Here is a 22,442-nt window from a genome sequence, read left to right as displayed (position 1 = left end):
AAACCTTCCGCTGGCATAGCGACGCCACAGTGACGCTAGCCACCTACAATAAGCTACACGGCACGCACCGGCTGATTGCCGACGTGGTGAGTTTCCGCGGACCGCACATCAATCACCTGACGCCGCGTACGCTTGACATCGACGCTGTTCAGGTCGGCATGCCCAAACGCGGTATCATGCCCAAGGCCGTCATTGAAGGCCCGCCGCGCCGCAAATGCCTGATCCTGCTTCGCCAGACCAGCTTCAAGGCGCTCGAGGAGCGGATCGAGTTCAAAGCCGCAGACGGCGGACTAGTTGAGGGCAGGCACACGGCTCGGTTCGGCGAGATCGAGCAGCGTGGCGTGGCGCTCACTGCGAAGGGGCGCAAGCTCTATGACAAGCTGCTGGCCTCGGTTCGCCGCGATGTCCGGGTCGGCGCGTCAGGCTCTCATGCCGGTGCTTACGAGAGCCAATTGACCGAGCGGTTCAAAGAGTTTCCCGACAGTTGGAGTGCACTGCGTGAACAGGGACTCGCCTATTTCCGCTACTCCCCAACTCGGGAAGGCCTTGCGATCGTTGCACAAGAGAGGGTTTCGGCCTCGGTTGATGAGCTTGTCGCTCGCGGCTATTTGCATTTCGATCCTATCATCTATGAGGATTTTCTGCCGGTTAGCGCCGCGGGAATTTTTCAATCGAACCTCGGTTCCGACGAACAGCAGAACTATTCAGAACGCTCCAACCGGGAGGCCTTCGAGCAGGGGTTGGGTGCGAAAGTCGCCAATGAACTCGACCTCTACGCCAAGGCGCAACAGGACTCGATCAAAGATGCATTGGCGCAGCTGAGCAAAGCGGCGGGTAAAATTCCATGATGGAGCCGCGGCGGATCGGGCAGGGCGCGACGGCCGATATATCGCGGTTCCTGGCGGGGAAAAGACGGCCAATCCACGATCCTCTACCCAATGGAACTACGTCTTCTCGACGCTCGACCTTGGCGACCAAACACCTTCTACCGGATGTTGCGGAATGGCCGGCCTGTCGGGCGCGAACGGGGGCACGCTGCACTCTCGGAGCTGCTCTTTGCGACAAGCTGGGCGGGCGCATGCCGACAAGGAGAAATTCACGCTCTTGTCACCGGCTTCTCGTGCCGCTGCCAAACCAAGCGCATCGCTGGCTCGCCATCCGGCCGAGGCCCTTGTCGAGCACTTGGCCGGGAGACAAGCCCGCTCTGCCCCCCTCGATGCCCAACGCGCTTGCGAGGATCGAATTTTAGATCGCCCACCTGCCGCCGCGGTGGTGGCGATGCCTAATCCCTAACACCGGAGGAAACACCATGACTTCCCACGCCACACAGATCATCGATCCCTCCCTCGCCGGCGAGGTGGCCACGATCCTCGCTCGTTGCGGGGTCGAGGTCGCCGCCTTTAGCGAGGGCGAACTCGCCGTGAGATCACCCATCTCGGGCGAGACGCTAGCGCGAGTGAAGACAGTCGATGCCACAACCGCCAGCGAAGCGATTGAAAGCGCGCACTCGGCCTTCCTCGAGTGGCGACTGGTGCCCGCGCCGAAGCGCGGCGAACTGATCCGTCTACTTGGCGAGGAGCTAAGGGCGGCCAAGGGTGACCTCGGACGTCTCGTCTCGATAGAAGTAGGCAAGATTACATCGGAGGGCCTGGGTGAGGTCCAGGAGATGATCGACATTTGCGACTTCGCCGTGGGCCTGTCGCGTCAGTTGTACGGCCTGACGATTGCTACCGAGCGTGCCGAGCACCGCATGATGGAAACCTGGCATCCGCTCGGCGTCACCGGCATCATCTCAGCATTCAACTTCCCTGTCGCCGTCTGGTCGTGGAACGCGGCGCTTGCGCTGGTCTGCGGGAATTCCATCGTCTGGAAGCCGTCGGAGAAGACGCCGCTGAGCGCACTGGCGGCTCAGGCCCTGCTTAACCGTGCGGTCAAACGCTTCCAGCGGGAAGGTGGGAGCGTCCCGGAGGGCTTGGCATGCATTCTGATCGGGACCCGCGATATCGGCGCGGTTCTGGTCGACCATCCGAAGGTGCCGCTGATCTCCGCCACCGGCTCGACGGCAATGGGCCGCGCTGTCGGCCCCCGCGTCGCCTCCCGCTTCGGTCGCTCAATCCTGGAGCTGGGGGGAAACAATGCAGCAATCGTCACCGCCACCGCAGACCTAAGCCTGACCCTGCGCGGCATCGCCTTCGCAGCGATGGGCACCGCCGGGCAACGCTGCACCTCGCTGCGGCGCTTGTTCGTGCATGACAGTGTCTATGATAGCTTCATTGCGCGACTGAAGAAGGCTTATGCCTCCGTGTCGGTTGGCAACCCTCTCGAATCGGGAAACCTCATCGGCCCCTTGGTTGACAAGGCGGCTTTCGACGCACACCAGGCGGCGCTTTCCGAGACGAAGGCCGCTGGCGGCAAGGTCTTCGGCGGCGAGCGGGTCGATGCCGGCTTTGGCAACAACGCCTATTATGTCCGCCCTGCGCTGGTCGAGATGCCCAAGCAGACAGGATCGGTTGAAAAAGAGACCTTCGCCCCCATCCTTTACGTGATCCGCTACAGCGATTTCGATGAAGCGCTTCGGCTGCACAACGGCGTGCCGCAAGGTCTGTCATCGTCGATCTTTACGAATGATCTGCGCGAGGCCGAGACTTTCCTTTCTGCGCGAGGTTCTGATTGCGGCATTGCCAATGTGAACATCGGCCCCTCCGGTGCCGAAATCGGTGGGGCATTCGGCGGCGAAAAGGAAACTGGCGGAGGCCGCGAATCCGGTTCGGACGCTTGGAAAGCCTATATGCGCCGGGCCACCAATACCATCAATTACGGTCGCAGCCTGCCGCTCGCTCAAGGCGTGACTTTCGAAATCGGATAGGAACGTAATTGAGCCTCAACCCAGCGGCCAGGGTCATTATTACTAGAGCACGGCTTGGCACCGACGTTCTGCCGCCACATGGTCGCGACATGTGCGCGGCATGCCCTGCCGGTGTCCTCCCCACCGGCAGGGCAGACGCCGACTACAGCAGGCCGCCGGCGGGCTCGCCCGTCAAGGACACATCGCTCGCACAATGGCCTATCTGCTACCCTTGACCGGCCACTGCACCCGCGGGCACAGCCATCAAAGCGCGACTCGCACGCGTGTAATGCGACGGCGGGACTTAATGCCTCGCCCCTATCCCCAGCGCGATCGGAACGAGGAACGGGTGCAGGGAAGCTGGCACTTGAGCCACGGTTGGCTCCTATTGGCGCTTCAAGACATGCTGCTGGCCGAATTGAACCGGCAGTTGGAGGGCGTGGCCTTCCTAGTCAAGCGCGGCACGCTGGTTGACGCCACCATCATTTCGGGGGCGGTTTGCCATGCCTGACTATGACAAGGGCCAGGTGTCGGAGCGGGACCCGGATGCGGGCTTCACCTACAAGCATGGCACCCTCACTATGAACGGCGCTGCCCGCGCTACGCAAGCGACCTGACGGACGCGGAGTGGGCGCTGATCGAGCCGCTGATGCCGGCGCCGAACCGGATCGGTCGGCCGCGCAAGACGGGCCTGCACGAGGTCGTGAACGCGCTGCTTTACATGGCGTCGTCGGGCGGAGCATGGCGGCTTCTGCCGAAGGACTTCCCACCGTTCTCGACGGTGCAGAAATACTTCTGGCGCTGGCGGGACGAAGGATTGCTGCGCGCCATCAACAATGAACTCGTCATGGCGGCGCGCGAACGGGAAGGCCGGGAGGCGAGCCCGTCCGCCGGCGTTATCGACAGATGGGGTATTCGGCTTGAGCCTCATCTTTTGGCGGTGATGCCATTAAGGTGCTGCGCTTCGAGCTGATGATAAAACGTGGTCGGTTCCCTGGAACAGCCACAAGCATCAGGAAGGAGAAGCGCAGCATGAAACATTATGTAGGATTGGACGTCTCGGTGAAAGAGACCGCAATTTGCATCGTCGAGGAAACAGGCACGGTGTGCCGCGAGGTGAAGGTGCCGAGCCATCCCGAGGATCTTGCGCGGGTGCTCAAGGATCCCGCCTGGCGGTTGGAACGCGTCGGGCTTGAAGCCGGACCTTTGTCGCAATGGCTGTTCGAAGGCCTTGCCAAAGCCGGCCTGCCGATGATCTGCATTGAGACACGTCACACCAAGGCATTCTTGAAGGCGCAGGTGAACAAGACCGACCGCAATGATGCGCGCGGGATCGCGCAGATGATGCGGGTCAATCTGTTCCGCCCGGTGCATGTCAAGACCCTGACGAGCCAGAAGCGCCGGGCGCTGCTGACGGCGCGCAAGCTCTTAAAGGACAAGGCGATTGCTATCGAGAACGACATCCGCGGGCTGTTGCGCAACTTCGGTCTCAAGGTTGGCAAGGTCGGTGCGGTCAAGTTTGAGGAGCGGATCCGCGAGCTCACCGAAGTCATGCCCGATCTGGTTGAGATCGTCGAACCGTTGCTCGACGCGCGCCGCAAGCTGCGCCAAAATTATGCCGCCCTGCACCGCAAGCTTCTGGCGATCGTCCGGGACGATGAGGTTTGCCGCCAGCTGTTGTCGATCCCCGGTGTCGGCCCCGTCGTGTCGCTGGCCTACACCGCGACGATCGATATCCCCGCCCGCTTCCGCAACTCTAAGGCGGTCGGTCCGATTTTGGGCCTGACGCCGGCGCTCCATGAATCGGGCGAAAGCCGCCGGGTGGGCGGGATCTCGTTATGCGGCGACGGCATGATGCGAACGTTGCTCTACGAGGCCGCGCAGACCCTGCTGACGCGGGTGACGAAATGGTCATGGCTGAAGGCCTGGGCGATGGACGTCGCCAAGCGGCGCGGCCAGCAGAAAGCCATCGTTGCGCTCGCCCGCCGGCTGGCGGTGATCATGCATCGCATCTGGAGCGACGGCACACAGTTCCGCTGGACCAGGACGGAAATCATGCCGGTCGCCGGCTGAACAATCGATAAACATCGCCCCCCCGATAGACGGGGACGACACCAGTTTCCACCTACCGGTGGAAAGCTGTCCTTCGCGGGACGAGGATGAGGTGAGTTCGCCGACTGGCTTGCCTGGATTGCCCATCATCGGCAATCAAGGCGCTCGACAGATTGTTCCAACCCATTCTTCTGAATCCCCATAAAGGGTAGGGCCAGCGCGCCGATCCCGGAGAGAAGCAAGGCCCGCGAAAGACGTCCAATGCCGGTGAAGTGGAAAGAGCTAGAAGGCGCTTGACTTCAAACCGCCGAATAGAGAAGCCCAGTCGGTGAAGACCACCGAAAGCGGCGGAGTTCGTGGCTTCGACGCCGGCAAGAAGGTCAAGGGCCGCAAGCGGCACATCGTCGTCGACACGCTGGGCCTGCTGGTCGGCGTCGTCGTTCACGCCATCGGCAAAGACATGGCGCAGCCACGGCCAGCGCTTGAGTATGGATTTCAGGACGGCCGGCGCGCCGTCGCGGTCTTGAATGTCGCCGACCCATCGGCGCGGGACGACTTCGAAGCCTTTAGCGTTGTCCGACCGCTTCGTGAACTTGCCGATCTTTTGCAGGGCGCCCCGCAGTTTCGGCCCTGCATAGCCATCCAAGGACCTGAAAACATGGAGGTCATTCAGATTCAGACAGTAAGGCTCATCTTGCGGGCGACGACGAGAGCGGGCTGATCCGGCAGGCGCAAATGAGCTCGGCCGATCTGCATGACAGCCAGATGGCGCGGTGCTCATCCAAGGTGATGACGAGGCCTATTACGCCCACAGGGCCTATGACAGCCAGGCGCTGCGCGATGAACTGGTGGTCCCGAGGCATCAAGGACCGGATCGCCTATAAGGCGAGGCGGGGCAAGAAGCAGCCGAACTGGCAAAAGTGGACGAACAAGGTCGCCGTCAGCGTGCGCTCAGCCATCGAGCGGACCAACGCGACGATGAAGAACTGGTACGGCATGACCCGGGTTCGCTATCTCGACCTGGCGCGCGCAATCACTGCAATCTGCAACTCGTTGCCGGCGCTATGAACGCCAAACGGGCGCTCGTTCTCATCAAGGCCAGAGCGGCTTGAGGGCGTGGTGCGTCTAAAATCAGGATATGCAGGCAAAATCGATCAATTGAACCGAAAGTGAGCCAGTCGGCTCGGGAAGTCGTGCCGATCAGCGGCGACGGGCTGCTCGTGAACGCAAAAAATAGGCACAAAACATCAACAGGCGGGACGCCTCAACTTCAGACAAGCGCCCCCATATATCCAAATCGCATCAAAGCGCGCAAAAAAATGATTATCACGACGAAGAGTTCTGTGACACCCTGAAAATACAGTCCCCAAAAGGTGCCAATCTAGAGAGCGGGCGTTCGCATAACTAGTTCGGCCGCGAGATTGGGAGAAATCGCGGACCGACGAAACCACGCTCGGCGAGGCCTGCGAAGCAATTGACAATCGCAAACTGACGACAAGTTTGAAGAGAGCGAAGTGACGGCCAGGTTACAACGCGCTTGGGTGAGGTGTCCCGTCTCAACAGGTCACCCTTCACCTCCCAGGCGAGAGACGACCGGTCGACATGTTTGATAGGATTAATAGTGGTTTCTGAGAAGGAGAGCGAGCGTTGTTTCTGTGATAGTGATGCCAAAGCAGGACCATCATACAGTAGACTTGGAGAGAGTGAAATGACGGAAGTAACGATCAGACGACTTGCATTCAGTGCAGCCCTGTTTTTAGCGACGCTACCGCTTGCTGCGCAATCGCAAGAAATACCTGATAACCTCAAAGGCAGCGGCGAAGTTGTCATAGGAAGTTGGGGAGGAGCTTGGGAAGCAGCTCAGAAGCTGGCGTATTTTGACCCATTTACACGTGATACCGGCATTAAGGTCGTGCTAGTATCCCCGGAGGAGGGGCAGATATTTGCCTCAGTGAAGCTTGGGCAACCCTCGCTCGATGTTACTTCAATTAACGGCGGATCCTTTTCTACGTACATCAACAAAAATGCACTCGAAAAACTTGACTACAGCTATTTTTCCAAAGACACATTGGCGGGCGTCCCAGCCCATCTAAAAAAAGAATATGGCATTGGCGCCGTAATATTCTCGGTTGGCGTAGCTTATAATATCAACAAGTTCCCCCAGGGCGGCAAACATCCCAGCAACTGGATCGACTTTTACAATGTTGAGGAATTCCCGGGCAAGCGCAGTCTTCCCGACTGTAGCAACATGATCAACGGCGGCTTGCTTGAGGGCGCGCTTTTAGGCGACGGGGTTCCCCCGAAACTACTTTATCCGCTCGATATGGATCGAGCATTCGCTAAAATTAAACAGTTTAAGCCATACGTTGGGCGCTGGTGGCACTCGGGCGCCGATGCACCGCAGAGTCTTATAGACGGCGAGGTCGACGTAGCGGCCGCCGCTAATGGCCGGATCAACTCTGCCGCTAAACAGGGTGCGCCACTCGCTCTATCGTGGGACCAGTCACTATTGGAGAACGATTACTGGGGCGTCTTGAAGAACTCGCCCAATAAGGAAAACGCGTTCAAGTTTTTGGCATATATTTCCCGACCAGGGCCTCAGGCGGCCTTTGCGCAAGCGATCTCTTATGGCCCCGTGAATAATGATGCCTTCAGGATTCTTCCGAAGGAGGTGGCCAACAATCTGCCGGGTGCACCGGAGCTTGCGAATAAGCAAATTGTTCAGGATTACGAATGGTGGGGCCAGACGAACTCTGATGGCCGTACCAACTTTGAAGTCGCACAAGAACGCTGCCTTACAGAACTCGCGCAGTAACGTCGGCCCTCTGCGGAAACAATTCGCCCGCATTCCAGAAGACGACGGCTGGCCCCCTGCAGAGTGGAGCGTGGTTGACCGGTTTTAGTGAACCGGAGGTGGTTTGCCCTAATTGGCTTTGCGGAGGGACCGCAATACGTGGCGCACTACATTCGGTACGCAATTTGGCGGGAATTCTCCCTTCGCTTAGCCTCCCAAGGCAATGTGGCTGTCGGCGGTTCGTTCTGTCGGCAGCCACATGTCATTGCCGGAGTGGTTCATATGATGCGCAGCGGCAACGCCGTTCGCCTTCAATCCAACCCCGTTCCCAAGGAGCAATTCGAGGCAATTGCCGTGCATTGGCCAACTCGATGAGCAACAGTGAAGCATCATCTATGCCGTCAGTAAATATGACGATGAAAGTCGCGGTCAAATGTGCAGTTCGTCAAAACGTGCGATACCTTCGATTTGTTCAAGTAACACCCAGAAGTAAGTTGCATATAAGCAACGCCTGAATTATATAGTGCTGGCAAGCAAAACTTTGAACTTGCGCAAATCAGTGTTGCGGGTAGCGTCACGCTGCGAATTATGCGCTGCGATGTGCGTCTGTTTCAATCGTGGGGGCCAAGACGGTTCGTCCATAGACGGTCTCGCCTTTTTGATGAGAGGCACAGGTTGTAGCCACAAAGCGGCTGCTAGTTCGCGAGAATACGAAATACGCAACACATCCATTCCTCCAAACTTCAATGTTTCCAACGCTTTCTCGGCATATTGCTGAGGGGATGTTATCGGGAAAGTCACATATGTCCGGATCGAGTGATCTTCGGGATGAAAAGCGCCAGACCGAGCTTTCAAGCTTTGTCATGAGAGAGGTGCAGCGAATTCTTGCCCAATGCGATGAGGCGAGACAGGGTGAAAAGGCTGATGTTGTGCCTTCGGCTTCTGCCTCCAACGATTTGACCGCCGTGGCCGCCGAATTTCTTTGTAGGCTTGAGGCCGAAGCGGCGCGACGGCTAGACGCCCAGGCGTGTGAGATCGCTTCGCGACCCCTGCCAGATCATCCCCTCGGGCATCCGGTTCTGAAAGATTGCTCGAGAGAAGGCGCGCGCATTGCAGAGTGGGCTGGCCCGGTTGCAGGGTCGACGCGTCTCGAGAGCCGTTTTGGAATACCTCGGTCCACACTGCATTGGTGGCAGCGGCACAATGACGTTATTGCCTTTCGGAGAGGCTCCCGCAAGCATGTATTTCCCTTAGCTCAGTTCATCGACGGCAGACCAATGCCGGGAATCAGGCAGGTGCTTTCCTCGATCTCCGATCCCAGATTGGCTTGGCTATGGCTGATCAGCCCGTCGCCTCTTCTCAAGGGCCGTGTTCCTATCGAATTGCTCAAAGAAGGTATGAACACAGAAGTCGTTGCGTCGGCCGCCCAGGCTCTTTCTCTGGTTCAATCTATCTGACAATTGGCCGGACGCCAGCTTTCCCTCGCCCGAAAGCCGTCTCTCTCACGTGTTGTTGGCCGCTCTCGGCGCATACATTACTGAGTAAATAGGGCAATGTGCCAATTGTGCGATTTGTGCAAATGTATAAATGTGCAATTCGTGCAACTAATACAGCTTTTTTAGTGTCAAAAATGCCACTAATACTTCGCTATGTCGCCGGCAAATGGAATTTGAACTTGCACTAATTCGCCCGGTGGATAGCGTCGGGCCGGGAAGGATGCATAGCGATGCGCATCTTTTTCGATCGTGGGGACAGGGAGCAGTTCGTCCATCGACGTCCTCGCCCTTTTTCAAATCTTTGAATGGAGATCAAATATGAACATCAAGAGCCTTCTTCTCGGCTCAGCTGCGGCCCTGATCGCAGTTTCCGGTGCCCGCGCCGCCGATGCCGTCGTCGTCGCCGAGCCGGAACCGGCTGAATACGTCAAGATCTGCGACGTCTACGGCTCGGGCTACTTCTATATCCCCGGCACCGAAACCTGCCTGCGCATCGGCGGCTATGTCCGCTATGACATCAGCGCTGGCGATGTCGGAAGCTTCGATGGCGCACGTTCGAGAGATGTTCTCAACGGCAAGGACCAGGGCACTTGGGCTAAGAATGCCCGCTTGTCGCTGAGGACCTGGACCGGCCAGGAAACCGAGCTTGGCACGTTGAAGACCTACACCGAGACCCGCTTCAACTTCGGCAACAGCGCCTACTATGCTGGCGCAGACGGCAATCAAGCCCACAACAAGGGCGCTACGCTGAATAAAGCTTGGATCCAGCTTGGTGGGCTCCGCGTCGGTTTGGATGATTCGGCATTTGATACCTTCATCGGATATGCCGGCAATGTTCTCAACGACACCATCGTTCCCTATGGCGATTTCTACACCAACCTCATCCAGTACAACTTTGACGCCGGCAACGGCTTCTCGGCCGTGATCTCGCTCGAAGAAGGTTCGGTTGACGTCAACAATGTCTTCTACGTGGGTACGATCGATAGCTACGTTCCGCATGTCGTCGGCGGTGTGAAGTACACGCAGGGCTGGGGCGCCATCACCGGCGTCGTCGCCTATGACAGCAACTACGAAGAATGGGCCGGCAAGGTTCGTGCTGACTTCAACGTCACCAGCGAGCTGTCGCTGTTCGCCATGTTCGGTTACGGCACCGACACACATTCGCTCGCAGCGGCTAGCGGCCGCGACTTCTACAAGCAGTGGGGCGGTCACTGGGCTTGGTGGGCTGGTGGCACCTATAAGTTCAATCCAAAGACGTCGTTCAACTTGCAGGTGTCGGGTGATCAGGACAAGAACTATGGCGTGGCGGCGAACGTTGCCTACGACATCGTCCCAGGCCTCACGGTCACCGGCGAAGTTGACTACGATCACTATGGTCACTTCAACGACGGCACCCCGTTCGGCAACTGGACCGCTGCCGACAAGAAGAACAGCGTTGGTGGTATCCTCCGCTTCCAGCGCTCTTTCTGAGGGTTGAACGGCTCGTTGCCCGCGTTCGAAGCGGCAACTGCGAGCCTTCAATTCACGGCTGGACCATTGTGGTGAAGCTTGTAGAGGTTTCGGCGGATTGCTTGATCACGGACCTCCAATCCTAGCATTCCGTTGATGAGAAGGGCGCCCTGTTCCCGGGCGCCCTTTTTTGGGGTTTATCATCGGACTCGCGCAAGCGAGATGGATCGCGAGCAACTGTGAGGCGGACCGCTCTCCGCCAGCGTCAGGGATTACTGCTGACTGTCCGGACGTGCAGCCTTGATGCTCTTTCTGTCGGGCGACCTTGGATAACACAAGAACCTCGATCGGGTTGCCCGCCTCGGGCGCTAGATACTGAGCGGGGGATGACCGCCGCGCTTGTGGCCATTCGTGCCGCGCGAGATCAAATCGGAACGGTGCGCGCGATGCCCTCGGAATCCGCATACGACGAGCGTGGACGGCCACTCTTGCGCACTGTAGCTGGCGCCGGGTTGCCGGTGGCGCGTGACACGGCCCCGACGATGATCTTGCCGATTTCGCTCGGCACCGCCTGCACAAGCTTGTAGATCGGCAAGACGTCCAACTGCCAGTCCCTGGTGTCGGTGACCCTGACCTCGCGCGAAGTGCCGGTGATGGTGGGCCTTCGCTCTTCCTGCCCGAATGATCCCGAGCGGATGATGCGGGCACGCGTCCCGAAGGATCGACAGGTCGCTCTGACAAAGCCGGAGATCGCCATCGAAGAGATCGATCGTGTCATCGCCTCCGGCGTGCGTTTCGGCTGCGTGCTTGCTGACACGGGTTATGGGTCGAGCAGCTCTTTTCGCCAGGCTTTGAGTGAGCGCGGCCTGCTGTGGGCTGTGGGACTATCGCGACGCCAAAACGTCTATCGGGCCGATGTCGATCTGATCTTCCCGGTCGCGACCACCGGCAGGCGCCGTCAATATCATATCCCGGACCAGCCACCGGTCCCTGCCGAGGTGATGCTGTCTGGTGAGACATGGCAAAAGATAAGCTGGCGGCGGGGAACCAAAGGTCGGCTGACATGCCTGTTTGCGGCTCGCCGTGTCCGCGTTGCGGACGGCCACAAGCACCGGATGCTCGACAATCGCATGCAATGCATGCCAGGCGACGAGGTCTGGCTCGTCGGCGAACGCCGCTCAACTGGCGAGCAAAAATACTATGTCTCGAACTTACCGGCCGATGCGAGCCTCAAAATGCTCGCCGCCACAATCAAGGCCAGGTGGGTCTGTGAGCAGGCACATCAGCAATTGAAGGAGGAACTCGGTCTCGACCACTTCGAAGGTAGATCCTGGACCGGGTTACATCGACACGCCTTGATGACCATGATCGCCTACGCCTTTCTCCAAGCCCGCCGCCTCAAAGCAGCGGGACGGAAAAAAAGAGTCGGCGGACCACCGCCACAACCGAGCATGCCAGCTGTTAGTGTCTGCTCCAAAAAGAAGTGAGTGATTTCAGCGGGTTGTGATTCTGTCGGATTGCTGAGATTCGACGGAGATCATGATGCCCTGGACCGAAACCACTCGCCCTCACTATGAACGGCGCTGCCCGCGCTACGCAAGCGACCTGACGGACGCGGAGTGGGCGCTGATCGAGCCGCTGATGCCGGCGCCGAACCGGATCGGTCGGCCGCGCAAGACGGGCCTGCGCGAGGTCGTGAACGCGCTGCTTTACATGGCGTCGTCGGGCGGAGCATGGCGGCTTCTGCCGAAGGACTTCCCACCGTTCTCGACGGTGCAGAAATACTTCTGGCGCTGGCGGGACGAAGGATTGCTGCGCGCCATCAACAATGAACTCGTCATGGCGGCGCGCGAACGGGAAGGCCGGGAGGCGAGCCCGTCCGCCGGCGTTATCGACAGATGGGGTATTCGGCTTGAGCCTCATCTTTTGGCGGTGATGCCATTAAGGTGCTGCGCTTCGAGCTGATGATAAAACGTGGTCGGTTCCCTGGAACAGCCACAAGCATCAGGAAGGAGAAGCGCAGCATGAAACATTATGTAGGATTGGACGTCTCGGTGAAAGAGACCGCAATTTGCATCGTCGAGGAAACAGGCACGGTGTGCCGCGAGGTGAAGGTGCCGAGCCATCCCGAGGATCTTGCGCGGGTGCTCAAGGATCCCGCCTGGCGGTTGGAACGCGTCGGGCTTGAAGCCGGACCTTTGTCGCAATGGCTGTTCGAAGGCCTTGCCAAAGCCGGCCTGCCGATGATCTGCATTGAGACACGTCACACCAAGGCATTCTTGAAGGCGCAGGTGAACAAGACCGACCGCAATGATGCGCGCGGGATCGCGCAGATGATGCGGGTCAATCTGTTCCGCCCGGTGCATGTCAAGACCCTGACGAGCCAGAAGCGCCGGGCGCTGCTGACGGCGCGCAAGCTCTTAAAGGACAAGGCGATTGCTATCGAGAACGACATCCGCGGGCTGTTGCGCAACTTCGGTCTCAAGGTTGGCAAGGTCGGTGCGGTCAAGTTTGAGGAGCGGATCCGCGAGCTCACCGAAGGCATGCCCGATCTGGTTGAGATCGTCGAACCGTTGCTCGACGCGCGCCGCAAGCTGCGCCAAAATTATGCCGCCCTGCACCGCAAGCTTCTGGCGATCGTCCGGGACGATGAGGTTTGCCGCCAGCTGATGTCGATCCCCGGTGTCGGCCCCGTCGTGTCGCTGGCCTACACCGCGACGATCGATATCCCCGCCCGCTTCCGCAACTCTAAGGCGGTCGGTCCGATTTTGGGCCTGACGCCGGCGCTCCATGAATCGGGCGAAAGCCGCCGGGTGGGCGGGATCTCGTTATGCGGCGACGGCATGATGCGAACGTTGCTCTACGAGGCCGCGCAGACCCTGCTGACGCGGGTGACGAAATGGTCATGGCTGAAGGCCTGGGCGATGGACGTCGCCAAGCGGCGCGGCCAGCAGAAAGCCATCGTTGCGCTCGCCCGCCGGCTGGCGGTGATCATGCATCGCATCTGGAGCGACGGCACACAGTTCCGCTGGACCAGGACGGAAATCATGCCGGTCGCCGGCTGAACAATCGATAAACATCGCCCCCCCGATAGACGGGGACGACACCAGTTTCCACCTACCGGTGGAAAGCTGTCCTTCGCGGGACGAGGATGAGGTGAGTTCGCCGACTGGCTTGCCTGGATTGCCCATCATCGGCAATCAAGGCGCTCGACAGATTGTTCCAACCCATTCTTCTGAATCCCCATAAAGGGTAGGGCCAGCGCGCCGATCCCGGAGAGAAGCAAGGCCCGCGAAAGACGTCCAATGCCGGTGAAGTGGAAAGAGCTAGAAGGCGCTTGACTTCAAACCGCCGAATAGAGAAGCCCAGTCGGTGAAGACCACCGAAAGCGGCGGAGTTCGTGGCTTCGACGCCGGCAAGAAGGTCAAGGGCCGCAAGCGGCACATCGTCGTCGACACGCTGGGCCTGCTGGTCGGCGTCGTCGTTCACGCCGGCGACATTCAAGACCGCGACGGCGCGCCGGCCGTCCTGAAATCCATACTCAAGCGCTGGCCGTGGCTGCGCCATGTCTTTGCCGATGGCGGCTATGCAGGGCCGAAACTGCGGGGCGCCCGGGACTGTCAGGAATTCCGTGGGCGGGCGGGCGGTTGAACATTACGCCGCCATGGCCCGGATGAAGCGCTCGCCGAAGATGACGGCGAACTGGGCCTTGGCCATGGTCCACTCACGCGGCGGCATTTTCCACTCTTTCTTGGATCAGTTCAAGATCAGGTAGAGCAACTTGGTTGCCGCATCGTCGCTTGGGAAGTGGCCCCTGGCCCTGACAGCCCGCCTGAGCTTCGAGTTCAACGCCTCTATTGAGTTCGTAACCGGTATAAGATTCCTGGTGCCGAAGTCTGGCTGCGGTTCTGAAGATCGTAGCATATGGTGCGACCATCCGGGACAGAGGCACCGGGAGCACGAAGGTGCGGGCAGGCCGATCCATACGATGAGCTGCGAGCTCGTGTTAGTAGCTGGCCGCCTCTGCGACTCGCCCGGTTGCGCCGAGAGCGCGAATCCGTAGTTGTCGTGTCGCCCGCCGCTCCCGTCATCAACACTCTGACAGGAGGCGCGCATGCGACGCGTGATTGGAATGGACATCCACCGCACCTTGGGGAGGTGGTTTTCTGGGAAGAAGGCAAGCTTCGCCATGGCGGCCGGGTCGACATGACCCGGACGGCGCTGGAAGGCTTCGGCAAGAGCCTTTTGGCGACGGACGAGGTGGTGATCGAGGCGACCGGCAACTGCATGGCGGTATCACGGGTGCTGTCGCCTTTCGTGAAGCGGGTGGTGATCGCCAACCCGCTGCAGGTGAAGGCGATCGCCCATTCCCATGTGAAGACCGACAAGGTCGATGCAGGCACCTTAGCGAGCCTTCATGCAGCGGGCTATCTGCCGGAGATCTGGACGCCAGATGCCGACACCGAGCGGATGCGCAGACTGGTTGCCCGACGCTACCAAGTCGTGCGGCATCGCACGCGGATCAAGAACGAGGTGCATGCGATTCTGCACGCTCATCTGATCCCGAAGTGTCCGCATGCCGATCTGTTCAACGGTCGCGGTCGCTGCCTGGCTAATGCGCCAGTCCGTACCCGACGATGAACGTGGTGCGATCGAGCGGCATGTGCGCGAACTCGATCGGCTTGCCGAGGACTTGGCAATCCTCGACCGGGAGATTGCCGAGAGCACACTGGACGATCCCGCGATCAGGCGACTTCTGACCATCACCGGTGTCAATCTGACGGTGGCGGCCGGTTTGATGGCGGCGATCGGCGAGATCACTCGGTTCAAGTCCCCGCAGAAGCTGGTCAGCTACTTCGGTCTCAATCCCCGTGTGCGTCAGTCTGGCCTCGGCACTGCCCATCACGGACGCATCAGTAAGGTCGGACGCAGCCATGCCCGGGCTATGCTTGTGGAAGCGGTATCGACAGCGGCGAAGGCACCCGGTCCGCTGCATGCCTTCTTTGTCCGCATCCGGGCAAGGCGCGGTCACCAGGTGGCCGCAGTCGCCGTGGCGCGCAAGCTGGCAGTGCTCGTCTGGCAATGCTGACGAAGGAGAAGGACTATCTCTGGGCGCGGCCCAGCCTGGTCGCTCACAAGATGCGCGGCATGGAACTCCAGGCCGGGAAGCCACAGAAAAAGGGCAACTCGCGCGGTCCAACCTATGCCTACCACGTCAAGGAACTGCGGCATCAGGAGATGAACATCGCCACCAAGGCCCAGGCGAGCTACGAGCACTTCGTCGAGAGCTGGCGCCCGCGCTCGCCCAAGGAAAGGGTGCGCGGGCGCCTCTATCCGGCAAGGTTTGAATAGGCTGCCCGGCGGCGCTTCCAGCCGATGCGCCGCGCTTCGCCACGAGGTCGCCCGCGCACGGGAAGAATACCACGATCCGAAGCATAGGCCTTGTCGATCTCTACCCGGTTCGGAAACGCCACAGTATGCCGTTCAGAACCTTGCGATCGTCAACGCGCGCCACGCCACGAACCTTGTTCGGTAAATGAGGCTCAATCACGCTCCATTCAAAGTCGCTCAGTTCGTAACGTCGCATTCAAGCCTCCAAAAGAAGCCTTGATGATGTGGACGCCCCTGCACCGACCGGCAGCCGCTATGCTGCTGACCGGATATCCAAGGAGGAAGAGGAGCCACTACGATGAAGACCACGACGATTGGGCTGGATTTGGCAAAGAGCGTGTTTCAAGCGCACGGGATTGATGAGACTGGTGCGACAAGAAGCGTCTGCACCGCAAACAGATGTTGCCTTTATTCTCCAAGCTTTCGCCCTGTCTTATCGGGGTGGAGGCATGCGGAACGGCGCATTACTGGGCTCGCATCCTCGCCGCAATGGGACACGAGGTTCGCCTCATTCCACCGTCTTACGTGAAGGCCTATGTCAAGGGTGGCAAGAGTGATGCGCTCGATGCCGAAGCGATCTGCGAAGCTGTGCAGCGCCCGACGATGCGTTTCGTGCCGGTGAAGATGATCGAGCAGCAGAGCATCCTCATGACCCATCGCGCCCGATCGTTGCTCGTGCGCCAACGCACCGAAGGCGAGCCCTGTTTCAGAGGCTCTGCCGGTTGAGTTGCGGAGGTCAGGCTGATCGTGGCTGGATCGGTGACGCTGGAGCGGTTGCGAGCAGCACCAGGAAGAAGGCAAACAAAAGCCTCAGCCAGTTGAGCACAAGGCTGAAGTTGTAGCCGACGGCGGCGAGTACGGCGTTGTTGGCGCCGCCTTCGGTGAAGGCCAGGAAGTTGCGGCCCATGCGGTGGTCCTGCCTGAGATGGCCGATAACCGGTTCGACGGCGGCCCGGCGTCGCAATGCTCGCTTGACTGTCTTGGTGAGGCCACGCTTGTAGCCGGCGACATGCACCTTGAAGGTCTTGTCTTTTTGGCGCGTTGTGGCCGCGATAGCCGGCATCGGCGACGATCTTGGCGAGGTTGGCTCCGATCGAGCTCTCGATCGCCGGGATGATGGTGGCCAGCGTGTGGCCGTCATAAGGATTGCCGGGCAGCGCCTTGACATGGGCGACGAACTGGCCGCCGCGGCTGCGCTGCAGCGTGGTGGCGACCGAGACCTTGACGCCGAACTCATAGGGCTTGTGGGCCTTGCCCTTGCCGATGCATTCCACCTCCGGAGCGTGCAAGGAGTAGACCTTCGGGCCGCGCTCGCGCTGACGCTGGTCCCTGACACGCCGGGCAAGCGACAGCGGCAGGGCGAGGACCTGGGTCAGTTCGGGCTGCCCGGCGAGCTTGCGGGTAATGTCGCGGATCACCGCGCCGAGCATGGTGCGCAGCCGCTTGAGCGCCCGGTTGGCGCGCTTGAACTGCTTGGCGTGGGCATAACGCTGATGCTTGATCAGCGCGAACTTGCCGACCCGCGCATAAGACTGGCGCAGCACGATGCCGTGTTTCCTGGTCAGCGTCACCAGCCGCTCGCGGGCCCGATGCATCAGCTTGGCGTCGGTCGGGAAGGTGATGGCCTTCTCCTGTACGGTGGTGTCGACGATCACCGCACGGAAGTCGGCCGGTTTGGCCGCCCCCCAGCCGCATCGCTGCCGCAAGGCTCTCCTGGAGCAAGGCCATCAGCCGCTCCTCGCCCATGCGCAGACGCCAGCGCGTCAGCGAGCTGCGCAGGCGGTGCTGGAAGAACTCCTCGCCGCAGAACAGCTGGTAATAGGGGTTCTCAAGCCAGCGCTCGCACAGCGCCTCGTCGGACAGGTTGTGCATCGACTTGAGGATGGCCAGGCCCGCCATCAACCGGGTCGGCAGCGGCGGCCGGCCGGGATCGTCGTCATAGACCGCGCCAAGCCGTTGTTCGAGGAAACGGCAGTCGATCGACCGGGCCAGTTTCACCAGCGCATGATCCATGTTGAGGATCTGGTCGAGCCGGGATCGCAACAGGTCGGTCTGTCCGCTTTCGTGCCGTTCCTTCGGCCGCATCGCTCGCTCCCTCGCAGCTTCGCCACAACAGTCGAATCACGCGTACGGGCACGCTTCAATTTGCCGGAAATCGCCGCTCAAAGCCACGATTTTCGGCAAAATCAAACGCAAAACTGGAGCAGAATCCTAAATTGAATCAAAGCCTTCCGAGCTCTTCACGGACGACTCACTCGATCCGGACATACGAAAGCCTTCTGGATATCGATGAAAGCTGACCCAAACCTACCGTAGCAAAGCGTCGTACGAAGTCATAGCATCGCAATCTTGGCTGCGTGGACTGGGATCGCTTTCGCCAAGCTATTCGCTTGTTCATTGTCGGATTCGTGACGAAAATTGCGGCGAAGAAAACAGATCGGATCAGATCAAAATCTAACACGTTGAAGATTGTTTGGTCGGCATGGCTCTTGCGTTGTACCCATTCAGGGTTCGCGCAAACACGGAGCCGTTCAATGTCGTTGCGATGATTCCGCTTGAAAGCATTCTCGACGAATGTCGATTAAATCTTCGAGAACCAACCAGGAGAATAGCATGTCTAATGACTTTGCTTATGACGAGAATTGGGCTTCAATCTATGAACAATTTACCAGCATTCGCGGGAGAGTCGCTGAAGCAGACGAGACTGCAGCGTTTCTCGAGCGATATTGCCGCGGAGGCAGCGCTCTTGAACTTGGTATTGGCGACGGGCGCGTGGCAGTGCCGTTGAGCGAGCGGGGCGTCAGGGTCGAAGGTATCGACAATTCGGACAGTATGTTGAAACTCCTCGCGAGGCGCACCGGTCTGATCACGACTTGGAAGGCGGACATTGGCGATTTCAAATCAGAAAAACGCTACAATCTGGTGTACTGTGCATATAACACCCTCACGGTGCTCGTCACCCGCGAAGCACAAATATCCTGTTTCCGGTCTATTATTGATTCTCTACAGGATGATGGCACCGTGGTTATCGAATTGCCTGTGCCGGACGTAGGGAACTTCATAGGAGGTCAAAGAACTACGACAACTCTAGTAGATGGTGAGAATACATTTCTAACGTCGGAGTTACATGACCCATTGAGTCAGAATGTAGTCTCAACTCATCTATGGTTTACTGGTACATCGGTCAGAAGTTTGCCCTATCGCTGTCGCTACGTTTATCATCAGGAACTCGATACCATGGCCGAATGCGTAGGGTTGAAGTTAGCGGAAAGGTGGGGAGATTGGGCTAGAGGTGTGTTTACCGAAGCGTCGCGGCGCCATATCTCGGTTTACCGCCGAGCCGGCCTTTAGCCCGGTACCTTTTTGGGCCAACGATCTGTCTCCTACCTCAAGAGGAGGCGATGCAACTTTTGATCGGGCGTTGTCGCAAGATTTAAAGGCCATGAAAGTGATCTTGCTGTGGGTACGCCGATACCTCGGATGGGAGCTTTCAGGTGGTTGTCCTTCCGGCCCCGGCCGGGAAAGCTGAGGTTGTCAAAGCTTCAGTGATTCCCGGAGGGCCGAATTAACATCCACAAGAATGCCCGTTTGGCGCCGTTGCGTCGAGAGGAGATGGCGCTCGCCGGTGTTTGAAGGCGCCTTTCCAAAGCCGCTGCGGCGCGGAGCTAAGGCGTGACGGCGAAGGTCGTGGCGCGCTGGGTCGACCGCCCCCGGTCGGAAGGACCTGCCGGCATGGCGGAGCGTTCGTCCCGGCCGAAGAGGAGCCCGGCGCGGACCCCGGTGCAGGTTGCCGACGAGATCGCTGTTTCCCCGGAGGCGATCGATCTCGGGAAAATACAGCGGCAGGTAGTGCGTCAGGATACGGTGCTGGATCTCGGTCTTGGCCCTGGCGATCGCTTCATGTGTCTTCGACAGTTCCTGCACGTCCTTAATGCCGGCCCGCAGCGGATCATGGGTAGACCTGCGTCGCCTGGACCTGAGCATGTGCAGGATCACCTGTGCATCCTTTGGATCGTTCTTGTCCCGGCTATTGTGCAACGCTTCTCGTGTTCGGGCCAGAGCCAGCGACGACACGAGCCGCACCTCAGAACCCGCATCAGCCAGGCGCCATGCCGGTGATAGTTCCCGGTCGCGTTAAAGGCGCAGACCACAGGGCGGCCTTACGCCTGCAGCACTTCGATCAGATGGTCGTGCTCAGCACGGGTGTTGAGGACCAAAAGGCGACGCCGGCGCTTGTGGCCTGGTGCTTCGATCAGAACTTCATTGCGCAGCTTGGCAATGTCGATCGGCACCAGCACCGCGGCGACGGGTGTAGAATCTAAAGCGGTCATGGTAGGTCCCTCCGGAATGGGTTGTGAATTTCACATTATAGAGTGACTGGCCATGGCCGCCTCGACCGGTGCGCGCCTGCAGCGAAAGCTGCGCGCACCGCTGTCTCGGCTGCAGCCGCTCCGTTGCTGGTGGACGAATATCAGAACTTTACACCCAACTGTTTTGCGGGAAGGGCTGCATCTTCAGGAGCGCTGGGGCCTCGCTTTACTGCTCGCCGGCAACACTCATCCGTTAGCGGGCACGAGGCGTGATGTTCACGCTATGGATCAGATCGAAAGCCGAATCGGCATGCGTTTCGAGATCGGGCACCAACGCGGGAGGATTGCGTGAGGATCGGCGTCGAACACAACGCTGAGGGAGCCGACGCCTAGGAAGCGATTGTTATCTACGGTGAGAATACCTCCCTTCGCGCTTTGCGAGATCATCCAGAACTGCGCTGCCGTTACCAATGGCGCATAAGTAAGCAAATCTCTCCCGATCCTCAGATTACCTGGTCATGTCCCTGAAAGGTCGATGCCTCCCATTCCAGAGAACTGGTTCGCGCGCCTCCGCTGCAGGGACCGATCTGTAGACCACGGTTCCACTGTGCCGTTCAGAATTATCTGTCGCTATCCAAAATTAAGCCGGGCTTCGGAGGGCCGTTTTGGCTCAGCGCCTGTTGAAGACAATGGGTACGCCCTAGCCGAAGTCTCGTTAAACGTAATGCCTTCGGCTGCTCCGGTCTCACGCTAGTTCGACATCGTGCCCATTTTAGAGTTCCGCCTCCGGCAGCCGCAAACTCCGGATGGGACATCAGCAACCCGTCAGTTCGACAACAAAATCTTGAGCTCCTGCTTCATCTCTTCCGTAACCTGCCGCAACACTCGGACAAACTGATCCGCTTGCGCGGAACGAAGTCCCTTTGCGGGCCTCCACAGGTAAACATGATAGGGCACACGGACGCTCAGCTTGCGAAGGACGACGCCTCTCTTAGCGTAGTGCACAGCAGTGAACGGATTTACAATCGAAACGCCCACGCCAGCGGCAACCATTGAGCAAAGCCCGGTGGCGGTGGTCGTTTCTACAGTGTAGTGTCGCGCAACACCTGAAGCATCGAATATCTCGTCTAGCTTGTGTCTGTACGGATCGTCCTCGGAGTAGTAGACGAAGTCGACGCCCTCGAAATCATGGGGATCGATAACTGCCTTTTCTACCAAATTATGTCCTGCGGGAAGAACGCAGAGGAGTTCACCGACATCAATGCTTTCGGTTGTTGCTTCGTCGTAGCCGTAGTTCCCTTCAGTTAGACCGATGTCGAATAATTGCGTCGTCATATCATGCCGGAGCGCAACTTCACCCAGTGAATGCACCAAAAGATGTAAGTGCGGGCGGTTCTTCAAAAAGCGGTGTGCCACACCCGGCAAAAGGGCTTCTGCATAAGCGGGAAGGCAGGCGATTCTGAGGTGCGAAGCGTTTCGCCCTTTGATAGCTGTAGCTACCCTGCTGATTTCTTCCATTCCAACAAATGATCGTGCAACAGCCGAATGCAGCAGTTGCGCCTGGCTTGTCGGCGTCAAACGCTTACCGAACCTGTTGAACAGATCGAAGCCTATTTGCTTCTCAAGTTCGCGCAACTCGCGACTGACGGTTGGCTGGGACGTTCTCAAAATGGCCGCCGCGGCCGTCACGCTCTTATGCACCATGATGGCGTTGAAGATTTCTATCTGGCGCTGATTGAGACGCACGCTGAGGCTCCCCTCATATATCAAAACTAAATTAGAGCCCTACGACAATCTATTTTTCTGGCCAAGGCTTTTCTGCAATCATCTTTCCCGAGAGCGCAAACCCTCAACCTCAAATTGACAGGACCCCGAATGGCTGTACACGCCATAGCAATGGCTGACACGGCAGTTGGTAACGACGGCTCTGAGCAGTTGATGTATCGCGACGCAGCTTTGCACGTAGAGCGCGTTTGCGTCGACACAATCGCTACGGCAGTTCCGACGCCATTTTATTGCTACTCCTCTGACGCGATAAGAACGGCATACCTAACCCTGAGCACCGCGCTCAAGCCTGTTGGAGCCTCGGTATGCTTCGCGGTGAA

General features: G+C 59.1%; 12 protein-coding genes and 15 pseudogenes. 19 read left to right on the top strand and 8 right to left on the bottom strand.

Annotated elements, in window-relative coordinates; translation table 11 throughout:
• The 5 genes and pseudogenes from D3227_RS37060 to D3227_RS37035 form a co-directional block, all read left to right on the top strand.
• A partial coding sequence (locus tag D3227_RS37060; protein WP_147377780.1) for a VOC family protein occupies positions 1-848 on the top strand: 848 nt, incomplete at its 5' end.
• A 461-nt stretch (positions 849-1,309) separates the two neighbouring features.
• Positions 1,310-2,866: an L-piperidine-6-carboxylate dehydrogenase gene (gene amaB / locus D3227_RS37055; protein ID WP_120019049.1), complete on the top strand. Its 1,557-nt coding sequence runs from the start codon at positions 1,310-1,312 to the stop codon at positions 2,864-2,866.
• Between the two features lie 559 nt (positions 2,867-3,425).
• Positions 3,426-3,764 (top strand): annotated as a pseudogene (locus tag D3227_RS37045) (transposase); the annotation flags it as partial.
• A 113-nt stretch (positions 3,765-3,877) separates the two neighbouring features.
• Positions 3,878-4,918 carry an IS110 family RNA-guided transposase gene (locus tag D3227_RS37040; RefSeq protein WP_120019053.1) on the top strand — a complete coding sequence of 347 codons (1,041 nt, stop codon included), beginning with the start codon at positions 3,878-3,880 and terminating at the stop codon, positions 4,916-4,918.
• A gap of 295 nt (positions 4,919-5,213) precedes the next feature.
• Positions 5,214-5,345, top strand: a pseudogene (locus D3227_RS37035) (transposase); the annotation flags it as partial.
• On the opposite strand, the pseudogene D3227_RS37030 reads toward D3227_RS37035, so the two are convergent.
• A pseudogene (locus D3227_RS37030) lies at positions 5,343-5,429 on the bottom strand (IS5/IS1182 family transposase); the annotation flags it as partial. The pseudogenes D3227_RS37035 and D3227_RS37030 overlap by 3 nt on opposite strands.
• 155 nt (positions 5,430-5,584) lie before the next feature.
• Here D3227_RS37030 and D3227_RS37020 point away from each other — a divergent pair.
• From D3227_RS37020 to D3227_RS37010, 3 genes and pseudogenes are all read left to right on the top strand, one after another.
• Positions 5,585-5,965, top strand: a pseudogene (locus tag D3227_RS37020) (hypothetical protein); the annotation flags it as partial.
• Positions 5,966-6,605: 640 nt separating this feature from the next.
• Complete coding sequence (locus D3227_RS37015) at positions 6,606-7,712, top strand: polyamine ABC transporter substrate-binding protein (RefSeq protein WP_120019046.1); 1,107 nt, start codon at positions 6,606-6,608, stop codon at positions 7,710-7,712.
• A 782-nt stretch (positions 7,713-8,494) separates the two neighbouring features.
• Entirely contained in the window at positions 8,495-9,148 is a 654-nt protein-coding gene (locus D3227_RS37010; protein WP_120019045.1) for an antitoxin Xre/MbcA/ParS-like domain-containing protein, read from the top strand.
• A gap of 179 nt (positions 9,149-9,327) precedes the next feature.
• On the opposite strand, the gene D3227_RS43945 is transcribed toward D3227_RS37010, so the two are convergent.
• A complete protein-coding gene (locus D3227_RS43945; RefSeq protein ID WP_281035037.1) occupies positions 9,328-9,462 on the bottom strand; it encodes a hypothetical protein in 135 nt (44 codons plus the stop codon).
• Positions 9,463-9,505: 43 nt separating this feature from the next.
• Here D3227_RS43945 and D3227_RS37005 point away from each other — a divergent pair, with 43 nt between their 5' ends.
• Positions 9,506-10,657, top strand: a complete 1,152-nt coding sequence (locus D3227_RS37005) for a porin (protein ID WP_120019044.1) — start codon at positions 9,506-9,508, stop codon at positions 10,655-10,657.
• A 403-nt stretch (positions 10,658-11,060) separates the two neighbouring features.
• On the opposite strand, the gene D3227_RS42035 is transcribed toward D3227_RS37005, so the two are convergent.
• Positions 11,061-11,240: a hypothetical protein gene (locus D3227_RS42035; RefSeq protein WP_120019043.1), complete on the bottom strand. Its 180-nt coding sequence runs from the start codon at positions 11,238-11,240 to the stop codon at positions 11,061-11,063.
• On the opposite strand from D3227_RS42035, the pseudogene D3227_RS36995 reads away from it, so the two are divergent.
• The 4 genes and pseudogenes from D3227_RS36995 to D3227_RS36980 all read left to right on the top strand — a co-directional run.
• A pseudogene (locus D3227_RS36995) lies at positions 11,224-12,101 on the top strand (IS701 family transposase); the annotation flags it as partial. The gene D3227_RS42035 and the pseudogene D3227_RS36995 sit on opposite strands and share 17 nt — an antisense overlap.
• A 77-nt stretch (positions 12,102-12,178) precedes the next feature.
• Positions 12,179-12,547 (top strand): annotated as a pseudogene (locus D3227_RS36990) (transposase); the annotation flags it as partial.
• A gap of 113 nt (positions 12,548-12,660) precedes the next feature.
• On the top strand, positions 12,661-13,701 hold the full coding sequence (locus D3227_RS36985; RefSeq protein ID WP_120019052.1) for an IS110 family RNA-guided transposase: 1,041 nt from the start codon (positions 12,661-12,663) through the stop codon (positions 13,699-13,701).
• Positions 13,702-13,996: 295 nt separating this feature from the next.
• A pseudogene (locus D3227_RS36980) lies at positions 13,997-14,245 on the top strand (transposase); the annotation flags it as partial.
• 45 nt (positions 14,246-14,290) lie between these two features.
• Here the strand turns inward: D3227_RS36980 and D3227_RS36975 are convergent.
• Positions 14,291-14,512 (bottom strand): annotated as a pseudogene (locus tag D3227_RS36975) (transposase); the annotation flags it as partial.
• A gap of 256 nt (positions 14,513-14,768) precedes the next feature.
• Here D3227_RS36975 and D3227_RS36970 point away from each other — a divergent pair.
• Positions 14,769-15,988 (top strand): annotated as a pseudogene (locus D3227_RS36970) (IS110 family RNA-guided transposase).
• A gap of 103 nt (positions 15,989-16,091) precedes the next feature.
• Here D3227_RS36970 and D3227_RS36965 read toward each other — a convergent pair.
• A pseudogene (locus tag D3227_RS36965) lies at positions 16,092-16,223 on the bottom strand (transposase); the annotation flags it as partial.
• Between the two features lie 102 nt (positions 16,224-16,325).
• Here D3227_RS36965 and D3227_RS36960 point away from each other — a divergent pair.
• Positions 16,326-16,741: pseudogene (locus D3227_RS36960) on the top strand (IS110 family transposase); the annotation flags it as partial.
• 22 nt (positions 16,742-16,763) lie between these two features.
• Here the strand turns inward: D3227_RS36960 and D3227_RS36955 are convergent.
• A pseudogene (locus tag D3227_RS36955) lies at positions 16,764-18,112 on the bottom strand (IS5 family transposase).
• 528 nt (positions 18,113-18,640) lie between these two features.
• Here D3227_RS36955 and D3227_RS36950 point away from each other — a divergent pair.
• Together D3227_RS36950 and D3227_RS36945 are read left to right on the top strand one after the other, a co-directional pair.
• Entirely contained in the window at positions 18,641-19,378 is a 738-nt protein-coding gene (locus D3227_RS36950; RefSeq protein ID WP_120019051.1) for a class I SAM-dependent DNA methyltransferase, read from the top strand.
• Between the two features lie 213 nt (positions 19,379-19,591).
• Positions 19,592-19,828: pseudogene (locus D3227_RS36945) on the top strand (leucine zipper domain-containing protein); the annotation flags it as partial.
• On the opposite strand, the pseudogene D3227_RS36940 reads toward D3227_RS36945, so the two are convergent.
• Positions 19,829-20,358 (bottom strand): annotated as a pseudogene (locus D3227_RS36940) (IS110 family transposase); the annotation flags it as partial.
• A 52-nt stretch (positions 20,359-20,410) separates the two neighbouring features.
• On the opposite strand from D3227_RS36940, the gene D3227_RS42370 reads away from it, so the two are divergent.
• The gene (locus D3227_RS42370) at positions 20,411-20,689 is read left to right on the top strand and encodes a hypothetical protein (protein WP_208646556.1); all 279 of its coding nucleotides are present in this window, start codon (positions 20,411-20,413) and stop codon (positions 20,687-20,689) included.
• A gap of 473 nt (positions 20,690-21,162) precedes the next feature.
• On the opposite strand, the gene D3227_RS36930 is transcribed toward D3227_RS42370, so the two are convergent.
• Entirely contained in the window at positions 21,163-22,083 is a 921-nt protein-coding gene (locus D3227_RS36930) for a LysR family transcriptional regulator (protein WP_120019050.1), read from the bottom strand.
• Positions 22,084-22,212: 129 nt separating this feature from the next.
• Here D3227_RS36930 and D3227_RS42365 point away from each other — a divergent pair.
• Positions 22,213-22,442 (top strand): annotated as a pseudogene (locus tag D3227_RS42365) (hypothetical protein); the annotation flags it as partial.

It is taken from the genome of Mesorhizobium waimense, assembly GCF_003601975.1.
GTDB classification, from domain to species: Bacteria; Pseudomonadota; Alphaproteobacteria; order Rhizobiales; family Rhizobiaceae; genus Mesorhizobium; species Mesorhizobium waimense.
The sequence above is the reverse complement of the archived record's forward strand: the minus strand, read 5'-3'. Positions and strand labels throughout refer to the sequence as shown.

Coding starts and splice junctions, on each gene's coding strand:
- D3227_RS43945 (WP_281035037.1), bottom strand. CDS start 9,462: ATGGACGAACTGCTCCCTGTCCCCACGATCGAAAAAGATGCGCATCGC.
- D3227_RS37005 (WP_120019044.1), top strand. CDS start 9,506: ATGAACATCAAGAGCCTTCTTCTCGGCTCAGCTGCGGCCCTGATCGCA.
- D3227_RS36950 (WP_120019051.1), top strand. CDS start 18,641: ATGTCTAATGACTTTGCTTATGACGAGAATTGGGCTTCAATCTATGAA.
- D3227_RS36985 (WP_120019052.1), top strand. CDS start 12,661: ATGAAACATTATGTAGGATTGGACGTCTCGGTGAAAGAGACCGCAATT.
- amaB (WP_120019049.1), top strand. CDS start 1,310: ATGACTTCCCACGCCACACAGATCATCGATCCCTCCCTCGCCGGCGAG.
- D3227_RS37015 (WP_120019046.1), top strand. CDS start 6,606: ATGACGGAAGTAACGATCAGACGACTTGCATTCAGTGCAGCCCTGTTT.
- D3227_RS37010 (WP_120019045.1), top strand. CDS start 8,495: ATGTCCGGATCGAGTGATCTTCGGGATGAAAAGCGCCAGACCGAGCTT.
- D3227_RS42370 (WP_208646556.1), top strand. CDS start 20,411: ATGGCCGCCTCGACCGGTGCGCGCCTGCAGCGAAAGCTGCGCGCACCG.
- D3227_RS37040 (WP_120019053.1), top strand. CDS start 3,878: ATGAAACATTATGTAGGATTGGACGTCTCGGTGAAAGAGACCGCAATT.